At 38.9% G+C, this 12,454-nt stretch carries 13 protein-coding genes; 6 read left to right on the top strand and 7 right to left on the bottom strand.

Annotated elements, in window-relative coordinates; genetic code table 11:
* Positions 1-4 precede the first annotated feature (4 nt).
* From V5290_RS13460 to V5290_RS13445, 4 genes are read left to right on the top strand one after another with little or no spacing between them, the layout of a single operon-like run.
* Positions 5-871, top strand: a complete 867-nt coding sequence (locus tag V5290_RS13460; RefSeq protein WP_333386730.1) for an ABC transporter permease — start codon at positions 5-7, stop codon at positions 869-871.
* Positions 864-1,649 (top strand): ABC transporter permease, encoded by a 786-nt coding sequence (locus tag V5290_RS13455; RefSeq protein WP_333386728.1) that lies wholly within the window; start codon positions 864-866, stop codon positions 1,647-1,649. Before V5290_RS13460 ends, V5290_RS13455 begins: the two co-directional genes overlap by 8 nt.
* Positions 1,649-2,668: an ABC transporter ATP-binding protein gene (locus V5290_RS13450; protein ID WP_333386725.1), complete on the top strand. Its 1,020-nt coding sequence runs from the start codon at positions 1,649-1,651 to the stop codon at positions 2,666-2,668. The genes V5290_RS13455 and V5290_RS13450 overlap by 1 nt, the downstream gene beginning before the upstream one ends.
* 1 nt (position 2,669) lies before the next feature.
* Positions 2,670-3,335: an HAD family hydrolase gene (locus V5290_RS13445; RefSeq protein WP_333386721.1), complete on the top strand. Its 666-nt coding sequence runs from the start codon at positions 2,670-2,672 to the stop codon at positions 3,333-3,335.
* Between the two features lie 89 nt (positions 3,336-3,424).
* On the opposite strand, the gene V5290_RS13440 is transcribed toward V5290_RS13445, so the two are convergent.
* Both V5290_RS13440 and znuC read right to left on the bottom strand, forming a co-directional pair.
* A complete protein-coding gene (locus tag V5290_RS13440) occupies positions 3,425-4,261 on the bottom strand; it encodes an iron chelate uptake ABC transporter family permease subunit (RefSeq protein ID WP_333386718.1) in 837 nt (278 codons plus the stop codon).
* Positions 4,203-4,994 carry a zinc ABC transporter ATP-binding protein ZnuC gene (gene znuC, locus V5290_RS13435; RefSeq protein WP_333386715.1) on the bottom strand — a complete coding sequence of 264 codons (792 nt, stop codon included), beginning with the start codon at positions 4,992-4,994 and terminating at the stop codon, positions 4,203-4,205. The genes V5290_RS13440 and znuC overlap by 59 nt, the downstream gene beginning before the upstream one ends.
* A 141-nt stretch (positions 4,995-5,135) precedes the next feature.
* Between znuC and V5290_RS13430 the strand changes: the two genes are divergently transcribed.
* Complete coding sequence (locus V5290_RS13430) at positions 5,136-6,200, top strand: zinc ABC transporter substrate-binding protein (RefSeq protein WP_333386711.1); 1,065 nt, start codon at positions 5,136-5,138, stop codon at positions 6,198-6,200.
* Positions 6,201-6,261: 61 nt separating this feature from the next.
* Here V5290_RS13430 and V5290_RS13425 read toward each other — a convergent pair whose 3' ends face one another.
* From V5290_RS13425 to ltnD, 5 genes are all read right to left on the bottom strand, one after another.
* Positions 6,262-7,719 carry a GntP family permease gene (locus V5290_RS13425; RefSeq protein ID WP_333386709.1) on the bottom strand — a complete coding sequence of 486 codons (1,458 nt, stop codon included), beginning with the start codon at positions 7,717-7,719 and terminating at the stop codon, positions 6,262-6,264.
* A 79-nt stretch (positions 7,720-7,798) separates the two neighbouring features.
* The gene (gene otnI / locus V5290_RS13420) at positions 7,799-8,575 is read right to left on the bottom strand and encodes a 2-oxo-tetronate isomerase (protein ID WP_333386706.1); all 777 of its coding nucleotides are present in this window, start codon (positions 8,573-8,575) and stop codon (positions 7,799-7,801) included.
* Positions 8,575-9,207 (bottom strand): aldolase, encoded by a 633-nt coding sequence (locus V5290_RS13415; RefSeq protein ID WP_333386703.1) that lies wholly within the window; start codon positions 9,205-9,207, stop codon positions 8,575-8,577. The genes otnI and V5290_RS13415 overlap by 1 nt, the downstream gene beginning before the upstream one ends.
* Complete coding sequence (gene otnK / locus V5290_RS13410) at positions 9,204-10,460, bottom strand: 3-oxo-tetronate kinase (protein ID WP_333386700.1); 1,257 nt, start codon at positions 10,458-10,460, stop codon at positions 9,204-9,206. Before otnK ends, V5290_RS13415 begins: the two co-directional genes overlap by 4 nt.
* Position 10,461: 1 nt before the next feature.
* The gene (ltnD, locus tag V5290_RS13405) at positions 10,462-11,364 is read right to left on the bottom strand and encodes an L-threonate dehydrogenase (protein ID WP_333386696.1); all 903 of its coding nucleotides are present in this window, start codon (positions 11,362-11,364) and stop codon (positions 10,462-10,464) included.
* Between the two features lie 284 nt (positions 11,365-11,648).
* Here ltnD and V5290_RS13400 point away from each other — a divergent pair, with 284 nt between their 5' ends.
* Positions 11,649-12,413, top strand: coding sequence for a DeoR/GlpR family DNA-binding transcription regulator (locus V5290_RS13400; protein WP_333386693.1), 765 nt, complete (start codon positions 11,649-11,651; stop codon positions 12,411-12,413).
* The last annotated feature ends 41 nt before the right edge of the window (positions 12,414-12,454 follow it).

The raw sequence follows: 12,454 nt of genomic DNA, 5'->3' as shown, positions 1-12,454 counted from the left end.
ATGTATGAGTACAGCTAAGCCCGAATTGCATAAAAGCAGTTCTTTTACACTTGGTAAATATAAGCCTGTATTGTGGTTATTGCCCTTTATTGCTTTCTTTTATCTATTTCAAATTGCACCAATGGTATGGGTGTTAATTAATAGTTTTATTTACGATGGTGAATGGACAATTGAAAACTATAGCGAAATATTTGATTCAGCCTTTATTTTACAAGGCTTTAGCAACAGTCTTTGGATCTCTTTTTGGTCAAGCCTTATTGGTTTAGTGTTAGCGGCGATTTTAGTGTCGTCATTACGTCACCTCAACAGCAGAATACGTGATGCGATTGTCGCTTTTACCAATATGAGTAGTAACTTTTCTGGTGTGCCATTGGCCTTTGCTTTTATTATTATTTTAGGAACTAACGGTGCAGTAACCCTGTTATTAAGACAATGGGGATTATTAGGAGACTTTGATTTATATAGTAAATCTGGTTTGTTAGCGCTTTATATCTATTTCCAAATTCCACTGGGTGCTTTATTACTTTATCCGGCTTTCGATGCGTTAAAAAAAGATGCCTATGAAGCTTCGCAACTCTTAGGTGCAAGTTCTCGTCAATATTGGATGAAAATAGGTTTACCTATTCTTTCACCTGCTTTGTTAGGCACTTTTATTATCTTATTTGCTAATGCCATAGGTGCCTATGCTAGCGTTTATGCATTAACTAATGGTAACTACAACATGGTGACTATTCGTATCGCTAGTTTAGTTTCTGGTGATCTGTTCTTAGAGCCGAATTTAGCGGCTGCTATCTCTGCATTATTAATGTTGTTGCTGGGTATTATTACTGCTGTTAATCAGTGGTTAATCGCAAGGAGCTATCATGGATAATAATAACCTGTTGTTTCACAAAAGTATTGTTTATGGATTGTCGGCATTACTCTTCATCCCTATTTTAGCAACATTTATTTATTCGTTCTCTTCAAGTTGGGGAGCGACTGTTTTACCTGATGGATTTACATTTAAATGGTATACGCAATTACTGACTGATCCTCGTTTTATAGAGGCATTTGGACGTTCACTATTTATTTGTATTTCATCATTGATTCTAGCAATGGTTTTAGTATTACCGATGATTTTTGTGGTGTTTTATTATTACCCTGCACTAGATAAAGTAATGAATATTTTAATCTTATTGCCTTTTGCCGTACCGCCAGTGGTTTCATCGGTTGGTCTATTACAACTTTATGCAGATAGCGCAGTGCAGTTAGTGGGGACTCCATGGATTTTAATTGGTACCTACTTCACTATTGCTTTGCCATTTATGTATCGTGCTATTTCTAATAGTTTTACCTCGATTAATCTAAGAGACCTAGTGGATGCTGCACACTTACTCGGAGCAAGCACTACAAAAGCATACCTGCTAATTATTTTACCTAATTTAAAGAAAGGGTTATTAGCCTCGACTTTTCTATCTTTCTCATTTTTATTAGGGGAATTTGTGTTCGCAAATATTCTTGTTGGAACACGTTACGAGACCTTACAAATTTATCTTTATAACATGCGCCAAACCAGTGGCCATTTTACCTCGGCTTTAGTGATGACCTATTTTGCTTTTATTTTTGTTTGCACTTGGCTAGCCACCCGTTTTAGTAAAGGGAATGAATAATGAGTTATGTAAAAGTTAGCCAATTGGCTAAGCGTTTTGGTGATGTGACGGTTTTTGAAGAGATTGATTTCACCATTGAAAAAGGCGAGTTTATTACTTTATTAGGCCCAAGTGGGTGTGGGAAATCGACTTTGTTACGTAGTTTAGCTGGCTTAAATCAAGTCGATGCAGGTGAAATATGGGTCGACCAAGAGAATATTACCAAGACAGCACCTCAATCACGAGAAATAGGTATGGTATTCCAATCCTATGCTCTATTTCCAAATATGACGGTGTTAGATAACGTTGCCTTTGGGTTAAAAATGAAAGGCATTAATAAAACTGAAGCTCGTGCTGAAGCAAAACGTATGATTGATCTTGTGGAGTTAGATGGCAAAGAACAATTTTATCCTCGTGAATTATCTGGTGGGCAAAGGCAGCGAGTGGCATTAGCACGGGCATTAGTGGTTAAGCCTCGTATTTTATTATTAGATGAGCCATTGTCAGCTTTAGACGCAAAGATTCGTAAAAGCTTACGTCAGCAAATATTAACAATTCAAAGAGAATTAAACCTAACTACCGTCTTCGTTACCCATGATCAAGAAGAAGCGATGTTATTGTCTGATCGCATCTTTTTAATGAATCAAGGAGCAATAGTACAACAAGGTAAGCCGGAAGATATTTATACTAAACCAGCTAATGAGTTTGTTGCTTCATTTATGGGGCATTACAACCTGATCGATGCAGAAACCGCTAATCAATGGTTTGCTATTAATAGTAAACAAAAAGTAGCCATTCGTCCTGAGTCTATTTATATCAGAGAAGCGGGGCGTCAATATGGAGATCATATCTCAGTAGCGAAGCAAGGCACTGTACTCTCTCATCAATTATTAGGTAATGTTATTCGTTATAGTATTGAAGTAGAGCAGAAAGCGCTAACTGTTGATTTACTTAATCGTTCTTCAGAGCGTTTAATGGCAGCGGGAAGCTCACTTGAGCTGATGTTTAATTTAAATGAAATACAACCGGTGAGAGCATAATATGAGCAAACCACTACATATCTTTGATATGGATGAAACCTTAGTGAATGGAGATTGTGCTAGTTTATGGAGTGCATTTCTTGTTAAAAAAGGTGTTGTAACGGATCCTGATTATTTAGCAAACGATAAAGCCTTGATGGAGCAGTATGCAAAGGGCGAGCTAGATATGGAGGAGTATATTGTTTATACCCTAGCGCCTATTACTCATATACCTCAGCATGAAATAGATAGTTTGGTTGATGAGTTTGTAAATATTGATATTTTACCTTTAGTATTTCCAGAGGCACTAACGTTAGTTAAATCATTAAAAGAACGTGGAATTGCTTGCTTAGTGATATCAGCAACGGTGACTTTTATTGTGAAAAAAGTAGCGCAAACAATTGGTATCGAAGATGCATTAGGCATTGATCTTGTGAGTAAAGATGGTTGTTATCTTAATCAAGTTACCGGTATAGCAACTTACCGAGAAGGTAAAATATTACGCTTACAACAATGGTTAACAGAGCAAGCTAATACCTTTGATGAAATACACTTTTATAGTGATTCAATCAATGATTTACCATTATGTGAATATGCCGATTATGCCTACTTAGTAAACCCTTGCAAACGCTTATCCGCAGAAGCACTTAAACATCCTGAGTGGCAGATTTTTGATTGGGGTAAATAATTAGTACGTTAATTTTACTCAATGACTAAGTAAAAAGGAGCTAATTATTAGCTCCTTTTTGTTGTTAATTTGTAGCTTTAAGCTGTTATTTAATGTCTTTTCGGTAACAAAATACTACCAATAAACAAGATACAACCAGCGACCACAATAGTAGGTCCTGATGGCGTATCGTATTGGAAAGATCCTAGTAACCCTAAACCCACACTTATTCCACCAATTACCATAGCGATAAGCGCCATGCTTTCAGGTGTATTAGCAAAGCGCCTAGCCGTTGCTGCTGGAATAATCAGTAGTGCGGTTACCAGTAACATACCAACCACCTTCATCATAATCGCTACAATCAATGCAATTAAGCCTAGGAATAACCAGTTGATTCGATCAACAGGTATACCTTCAACACGGGCTAAGTCTTCATGAATAGTGATCGATAGCAGTGGTTTCCAGATCCAAATCAAACCAAGCAAGGCAACTCCGCCGGCTCCATAGATCCAGAATAGATCACTGTAACCAATCGCTAAAATATCACCAAATAGATAACTGACTAAATCGATCCTGACATTATCCATAAAGGCGAGTGCGACCAAGCCGAGGGATAGCGCTCCATGGGAAAATATCCCTAGCAAGGTATCACTGGCTAATTGGCGTTGAAATTGGCTAACAAACAGTAAAATTGCCAACATTTGGCAGATCAGGAAAATACCCAAAGTTAGATTGATATGTAAAAGAAAACCTAAAGCGACACCCAGTAAAGCTGAGTGTGCCAATGTGTCACCAAAATAAGCTAAACGTCTCCACACCACAAAAGATCCAAAAGGGCCTGCAACCAGTGCTACGCCTAATCCGCCTAATAGCGCTCTTAATAAAAAATCATCCATTGTGATTATGCTCTCCATCACCGCAGCATTCATGATTGTGGTCATGGTCATGCTGATGTTCTTTGTCATGTACGTAAATAGCTAAGTGTCTTGCTGCATAAGGACCAAATAAAGCAGTATAAGCAGGGTCATTAACCACCACTTCAGGTGTACCGCTACAACAAATATGTTTATTTAAACAGAATACTCGGTCGGTAGACGCCATTACTAAATGTAAATCATGGGATACCATCAAAATAGCGCAGCCTCGTTCGGTGCGCACTCGACTGATCAAGTCATATAACTCAACTTGGCCGTGTACATCAACGCCTTGAACCGGTTCATCTAAGACTAAAATGTCTGGGTCACGCATTAATGCTCTGGCCATTAATACACGTTGTAATTCACCACCAGATAGATTTTGTAACGGAGAGTCGATTACATGCTCTGCACCCACATCTTTTAATAAACTTTCAAAGGAATGTTTATTGTGCGCTTTAGCTAAGGCTAAAAAGCGTCTTACTGTGATTGGGAAAGTTGGGTCGATATGCAGCTTTTGTGGCACATAACCAATGGTGATGTTCGACGCGACAGTCACTGAACCTGAAGTTGGTTTTTGTAAACCCAGTGCAACACGTAATAAAGTTGTCTTACCGGCACCGTTAGGCCCAACGACGGTAACGATTTCGCCTCGGTGCAACTCTAAGTCGACGGACTCAAGTAAAGAACGTTCACTTATCGTTAAATTAACGCTGGTTAAGGTGAGGAGCGGTTGGCTCGTATCCTGTTTTTTTGAGGTTAGCATGTTTTGCAAAATACCATTATTTGAAGTGTTCCTGATCGGTGTTTTGTCATGATCTAAACAAAGTATGTTTCAGTAGATAGTTGACAATAAAAAATGTTATATTATAACATTAACCATATCAACTATATTAAAGGACTAAACATGAAAAAACTATTCTTTATTTGTCTATCTATGCTTGTACTGTCATTGCAGTCATTGATGGCAGATGAAACTCCTAAGGTTGTTGTTAGTATTAAACCGCTTCATTCATTAGTGAGCTCTGTAATGGAAGGTGTTGCAACACCTACCTTATTAGTTAAAAAAGGCTCTCCACATGCTTACTCACTTCGTCCTTCAGAAGCTAGAGCTCTTGCTAATGCAGATCTTGTTATTTGGATTGGCCATGAGATGGAAAGCTTCCTTGAAAAACCATTAGAAACCGTTGCTGATAATGCAAAGCAATTAGAACTTGCTGAGGTGCTGGAGCCATCATTATTAAAAACTCGTAGTGGTGCAGAGTGGGATGAACACGAACATCATGACGAGCATGCTGAAGAACATCAAGGTCACGAAGAACATGCTGACCACGATGAAGAGCACGAAGGTCATGAAGAACATGCAGCACATGACGACCACGATGAAGAACACGCAGCACATGATGACCATAACGAAGACCACGAAGAACATACTGGTCACGAAGGACATCATCACGGTGTAAATGATATGCACCTTTGGTTAGATCCTAAAATGGCTCAAAAAGTAGTAATAGCATCGGCTAAAGCGTTAATTGAAATAGATCCTGCACACGCTGCTCAATACCAAGCAAACGCAGCGAAAGTAGAAGAAAAACTAACGTTGTTAGACCAACAACTAACACAAAAATTAGCGCCAGTTAAAACTATTCCTTACTTAGCTTTCCACTCTGCATATCAGTACTTTGAAGCTGCTTATGACTTGAATGCAGTTGGTTCTGTGACTATTGATCCAGATAGAAAACCTGGTGCAAAAGGTATTAGTGAAATTCGTGATCGTGTAAAAAGAACGGGTGCTCGTGCTGTATTTAGTGAGCCACAATTTGAGTCAAGCTTAGTAGAAACTATTATTGAAGACACTGGTGCAACAACTGGTGTGTTAGACCCATTAGGTTCTGATATTGAGCAAGGCCCAGAGGCTTACTTCATTTTATTAAACAGTCTAGCTGATAACTTAGTAACAGGTTTAAAATAAGCTAACTATTTAAGTTACCTTTAAAGCAAAAGGCCTAGTATTTACTAGGCCTTTTTTGTTTTTATTGTGCCATTGCTAACTGGCTAGGGGATGCTGGATATTTTATTTTTATCCAAGCCATAATCATACCTAGAATAACAATAGGAACAACAGGATCAATCCAAGTTCCACCTTGTCCAAAAACTAAGTTTAATATCATTATAATGCTTGCGCCGATTGCCCAAGCGACGGTTGACGATACTGACCAAATTCTTAATTGATCCGCTAACTCAGTAATACCAAGAGTACGGTTAATAATATGGAAGTATGAATCATTTAAGTGTGAGAACCCAACAGGGCCAACAGCACAGGCTAAGGCAACAAATACAGGATCTAAGCCTAGCGTTTCTACTAATGGCAAGGTCATTGTAGCTGCTACCATCATAGACGCTGTTGCAGAACCTTGAATTAAACGTAACATTGATGCAATTGCTAGAGGTACCAGTAATGGTGGAATACCACTGCTTGCTATCGCTTCCGCAACCTGGGGACCAGCTCCTGAAGATTTGAGTACTGCACCCATTGCGCCACCACAACCAGTTACAATTAGAATTAAACCTGTTGTTGATAATGCATCATCCATTGAGCCAACCATATCTTTACGTTCAATGTTTCGAGTTAAGCCATATAGAGCCATTAACACACCTAAGCCAACAGCCACTACTGGGTTACCAATAAGTTGGATAGTCAAGTGGAAAAATGAGCTGCCTTCACCAAACAAAGTATCAATAAGGATCAGTGCGATAGGGATTAAGATTGGACCGAATGATAAAAAGTTACTTGGCAATGTGCTTTCGTCAGTAGCTTGTACTTTTTCAAGGTTAGCCCATTCAGCAGCATTTGTGATCCATAAGTCACCATTAGGCACACGGTAGTATTCATTGCCTACGCGACGAATGTAGATCATCGAAAGTAACATCATAGGTACTGATACTAATAGTCCCCACATCATGTACTCGCCAAGATTAACACCTAAAATACCCGCTACAGCAACTGGACCAGGTGTTGGTGGCACTAGCGCATGAGTAATCAGTAGACCTAATGCTAATGTGACACCAAGTCCCACAGCAGATTTTCCTGTATCACGAGAAATAGCACGAACTAACGAATGTAAAATGATGTAAGCCGAATCACAGAAAACCGGGATGGCAACTAGTACACCAGTGAATCCAAGCGCTAAATCTTCACGCCCTTTACCACATAATTTAACGAAGGTTTTGGCCATACGAACTGCTGCGCCAGAGCGTTCAAAACAGGCTCCCATAATCACACCAAATGCGATGATTAGACCGATACCGCCCAAGACGCCACCAAACCCAGATTTAATTGCTCCAATTAAGTCAGAAGGTACCATACCTGCAAACAGGCCCATGATAATACTAGCGATGATCATTGCTAGTGCTACAGGGATACGTGTTTTTACAATCATTAACATCATGGCAATGATGCCAACAATAATTCCAATCAGTGCTCCATCCATGAGGAACTCCTTTTAATTAAATAAGTAGGTTAAAAAGTTAATTAAATAAACTATTTAATGGTGGTTTTAAGGGCAATGGTTACAAGTAGGGAGCAACCCAATGTAAGCCATCTTCAGTTGTTGTTTTGGGGTTATATTCGCAGCCAATCCAACCATGGTAACCAGATGCATCTAATGCATTGAATAAATATGGATAATTTATTTCGCCAGTCAGGGGTTCATTTCTGGATGGGACAGAAGCGATTTGGATATGACCTGTTACATCGGCAAGATCTTGGATCAGTGTAGTTAAATCACCATCCATAATTTGCGCATGATAAAGGTCAAGTTGAAGTTTTACGTTTGCTCTGTCGACTTGCTTGATCAACTCTGCAGCTTGTCTTTGATGAGCAATAAAGTAATTAGGTGCATCACGTGAATTTAATGGTTCAATCATTAATTCAATACCCTGCTTGGCAAAGGCATCAGCAGCATATCTAATATTGTTAATAAACGTGCTGATATGTTCTTCAATGCTATAATTTGGATCGATCATGCCAGACATAGCGTGTACTTTTTTACAGTTTAATGCTGTTGCATAATGTAGCGCTGTTTCAACACTGTCACGAAACTCTTGTTCTCTTCCTGGTCTAGCCGCTAAGCCTCTTTCACCGGCATCCCAATTGCCCGGAGGCATATTAAATAAAGCTTGTTCAAGCTTGTATTGTTGTAACTTTTGGGCGACAACATCAGCTTCAAATGTGTAAGGAAATAAAAACTCTACGGCTTTAAAACCTGCGTTGTGAGCGCGTTCAAATCGGTCTAAAAATTCGACTTCAGTGAAAAGCATGGTGAGGTTTGCTGCAAACTTAGCCATTATTTTCCTCTCCCTTTTAAGTCTTCTACTTCAACATCGGTTAAATAACGTGTTGGTTTATCTGCTAATAACAGCGCTAATTTTGCTGTTTCTTCTAGCTCTTCAGCATTATCTACAGCATCTAAAAAGTCAGTACCTGTGATGATAGGACCGTGGTTTGCTAATAAAAAGGCACGGTATTTTCCTGCTAACTTAGATAACTCTTGTGCAATCTCTGGTGTACCTGGGCGGTAATAAGGGATTACAGGTAACTCACCAATTCGCATCACATAATAGGGAGTGAAGGCTTTAATCGCATTGCTGTAATCTAAGCCTTCTAAACAAGAAAGCGCGGTTAAATAGGTAGAATGTAAATGTACAATGGCATTACATTCTGGATCTTTTTCATAGATAGCTAGGTGAAATGCCACTTCCTTCGAAGGGCGTTTACCAGAAATATGTGCACCAGTATTATCTACAACAGATAATTCATCTGCGACTAGGCGACCAAAAGATGAACCCGTTGGTGTTGCTAAAAATTGACCATTTGGCAACTTAACAGATAAATTCCCAGCGCCACCAGTTGCATAACCTCGTTCAAACATAGAACGGGCAAGGTCAACCATTTGTTGTCTTAATTGAGCTTCATTCATTGAAAATACTCCTGCGCTTTAGTGAAGAAAGTAGGGTCGCCAAAGTTACCTGATTTTAATGCGAGAGAAAGGTTGTCATTGACTGCTTTAACCCAAGGTACTCCTGGTGTGATTTGTGGGCCGATATGAAAACTGTCTACTTGTAAGCTTTGAGTCACAACACCTGATGTTTCCCCTCCAGCTACAATGAAGTTACATATACCTGCCGCTTTTAATTGAATTGCTAGGTCATTAAAGAAGTTTTCTACTGCAAGGCTTGATGCTTCTGCACCGTATTGCTGTTGAATTTTATGTAATGCATCAGTATCTGCCGTTGCATAAACAAGAGGGGCCAATTCACTGCTTGATTGGCTCATAACCCATTCACAAACTTGTTTGCTGTAGTCCTGTTTATTTAGGCAATCTTCCACATTGATTGCAAAGTGTGGCGCTGTCTTTTTGTAATGATCAACTTGTTGATTAGTCATCACAGAACAAGACCCTGAAAAGATAACCGTTGGTAATTTTGATGGGTAACCAGCTTGTTTTGCTTGAGTTTGATCTTGTAAATGTGCAGACCAATTTTTAGCAATACCCGCTGCTAAACCTGAGCCGCCAGTGACTAATTTAAGTTGGTGGACGGCTTTACCAATTTCATTTAAATGATTGGCATTGAAGGCATCTACTACTGCGTAACGTTTACCTTCTGTTTTAAGCTGCTGAAGTTTGTTAACGATATTCTCAGCACCTTGCTCGATATTAAGGTAATCCACTAACCCTGTTGAACCAGTCGCCTGTGCATCCATCAGCTGCATCAAGTTAGAGTTAGTCATTGGCGTTACTGGATGATTACGCATTCCAGATTCGCTAAGTAACTGTTCAAATACAAATAAGTGCCCGTTAAAAACAGTGCGTCCATTGACAGGAAGTGCAGGGCAAATAACGGTAAAGTCTTCGTTTAGCTGTTCAAGTAAAGCATCGGTAACTGGCCCTATATTGCCTTTTTCAGTGCTATCGAATGTTGAACAGTATTTAAAATAAAATTGTTGGCAATTTTGTTGTTGAAGCCAAATTAATGCCGCAAGCGAGTCGCTAATTGCTTGTTCAGTTGGGCATGAGCGAGATTTTAAACTAATTACAACAGCATCTGCGTCAATGCTCATTTCCTTATCTGGAACCCCATTAACTTGAATAGTACGCATGCCATTTTCAACTAGGAAACCAGCAATGTCGGTCGCACCTGTAAAATCGTCTGCAATTACACCAAGTAACATATTATTTCTCCACGCCAGGTAATGTTATGCCATCAAAGACTTTGATCACAGCACTATCATCTTCTTGTCCATGACCTGCATTACTGGCAGAAATGAACATATTTAATGCGGTACTTGATAGCTGTAATGGGAATTGCAGATCTTTTGCTGTATCAGCGACTAAGTTGAGATCTTTAACAAAAATATCGACCATAGATTTTGGTGAGTAATCACCATCTACTACATGCTTCATTCTGTTTTCAAACATCCAAGAATTACCAGCTGCATTGGTCACAACGTCATACATTAGGTCTAAAGGAATATTCGCTCGCGCCGCTAATGCCATTGCTTCAGCACCCACTGCGATATGTACGCCTGCTAATAATTGATGAATAATTTTTACCGTTGCACCAAGGCCTATTTGTTCACCTATGTTGTAAACTTTGGCTGCCGTTGCATCGAGTACTGGTTTTAGTTTTGAGAAGGCCTCTGCTGAACCTGATGCCATGATTGTCATGTCGCCTGTTGCTGCTTTTGCAGCTCCGCCTGAAACAGGAGCATCTAACATAATCAGATCATAAGAGTTAAGTTGTTGTTCGATCTGCTTGGCATCGTCTGCAGAAATTGTTGCTGATACCATAACCACGGTTTTTGGTTTTAAACTAGCCGCTAGACCGGTTTTAAATAACACAGTGTTAACTTGTTTAGCGTTAACAACCAGCACTAATACTGCATCTAATTGTTGAGAAAAGTCTAATGCATTGGTTGAAACCGCTTTAGCACCTGCGTCACTTAATGTTGCTAGGGCAGCTTCGTTTAAATCAATACCGTAAACATCTAAGCCCGCATTAATACAAGATTTTGCGGCACCCATGCCCATTGAGCCAAGTCCAATGATTCCAATTGATTTCACTTCATTTGACATGTTCTCTCCGTTAAATAGTTGTTAATTTATGTTTGTGGAAAGGAGTATATACACACAATTCAATAAATAATGCGTCTTTAATCACACTAATTAACGTAAATTAACATTATTTAACATTTATGTCGGTTTTTATCTTTATTGTCGATTTAAATGTTATTTTTGAACGTTTTTAAAACAAATTTAATTAATATAGAAAAGTTTTTACACATAAGTTCACATTTATTAACAAGTTGGTGTTTATCTGTTACTCTTGAGCGCTCTACATACGAATAAATAGGGATGTTATGATTCCAGCTGAAAGACAACGAAAAATTCTGTTTATGTTAAAAAGTCAGCAAGTCGTGAGCATTGTTGAACTTGCTGATTTACTTAATGTTTCACATATGACAGTACGCCGAGACATCGAAAAACTAGAAAAACAGGGGCGTGTAAACTCTGTTTCTGGAGGGGTACAGCTCACAGAAGTGCTGCATAGTGAATTATCGCGTGATATGAAAATAATGCAGTTTTCTCAGCAAAAAGAGCAAATAGGTAAACGTGCCGTTGATTTGATCTCGCCTAACTCAACTGTATATTTAGATGCAGGTACCACTTCCTTAGAGGTTGCTCATCAATTGAGTAATAGAGGGGATTTAGTGATTGTTACTAATGACTTTTCAATAGCAACCTTGTTGATGGCGCATTCCTCCCATGAAATTTATCATACTGGTGGTAAAGCCGATCGTGATAATCAATCTACTGTAGGGCCTAAAGTCGCTGACTTCTTATTGGATATGAATATAGATATTGCATTTATATCCACCTCATCTTGGAGTTTAAGGGGACTATCAACACCTAATGAAAATAAGATTACTGTTAAGCGTGCTATTGCTAAGGTATCAAAAAAAGTTTGTTTGATTTCGGATTCGTCGAAGTATGGAAAAATTGCAACATTTCATGCTTTAGATATTGAGAAAATAGACTTAGTGATCACCGATGCTAATTTATCTGATAACGCAACGTCAGATCTGCAAGATAAAGGTGTTGAGGTTATTCGTTCTATTGGTTAATTTACTAGGCTACTACATTAGTTTTTTGTTGCACCATTCTC

Origin of the sequence: Psychromonas arctica (assembly GCF_036697365.1) — a bacterium.
GTDB lineage: Bacteria > Pseudomonadota > Gammaproteobacteria > Enterobacterales > Psychromonadaceae > Psychromonas > Psychromonas arctica_A.
This window is presented reverse-complemented; position numbering and strand designations above follow the sequence as displayed.

Excerpts from the sequence above, each read along its gene's own strand:
- V5290_RS13400 (WP_333386693.1), top strand. The coding sequence starts at position 11,649 with ATGATTCCAGCTGAAAGACAACGAAAAATTCTGTTTATGTTAAAAAGT.
- otnK (WP_333386700.1), bottom strand. The coding sequence starts at position 10,460 with ATGTTACTTGGTGTAATTGCAGACGATTTTACAGGTGCGACCGACATT.
- V5290_RS13455 (WP_333386728.1), top strand. The coding sequence starts at position 864 with ATGGATAATAATAACCTGTTGTTTCACAAAAGTATTGTTTATGGATTG.
- V5290_RS13430 (WP_333386711.1), top strand. The coding sequence starts at position 5,136 with ATGAAAAAACTATTCTTTATTTGTCTATCTATGCTTGTACTGTCATTG.
- V5290_RS13450 (WP_333386725.1), top strand. The coding sequence starts at position 1,649 with ATGAGTTATGTAAAAGTTAGCCAATTGGCTAAGCGTTTTGGTGATGTG.
- ltnD (WP_333386696.1), bottom strand. The coding sequence starts at position 11,364 with ATGTCAAATGAAGTGAAATCAATTGGAATCATTGGACTTGGCTCAATG.
- V5290_RS13445 (WP_333386721.1), top strand. The coding sequence starts at position 2,670 with ATGAGCAAACCACTACATATCTTTGATATGGATGAAACCTTAGTGAAT.
- V5290_RS13440 (WP_333386718.1), bottom strand. The coding sequence starts at position 4,261 with ATGACCATGACCACAATCATGAATGCTGCGGTGATGGAGAGCATAATC.
- V5290_RS13425 (WP_333386709.1), bottom strand. The coding sequence starts at position 7,719 with ATGGATGGAGCACTGATTGGAATTATTGTTGGCATCATTGCCATGATG.
- otnI (WP_333386706.1), bottom strand. The coding sequence starts at position 8,575 with ATGGCTAAGTTTGCAGCAAACCTCACCATGCTTTTCACTGAAGTCGAA.
- V5290_RS13415 (WP_333386703.1), bottom strand. The coding sequence starts at position 9,207 with ATGAATGAAGCTCAATTAAGACAACAAATGGTTGACCTTGCCCGTTCT.
- znuC (WP_333386715.1), bottom strand. The coding sequence starts at position 4,994 with ATGCTAACCTCAAAAAAACAGGATACGAGCCAACCGCTCCTCACCTTA.
- V5290_RS13460 (WP_333386730.1), top strand. The coding sequence starts at position 5 with ATGAGTACAGCTAAGCCCGAATTGCATAAAAGCAGTTCTTTTACACTT.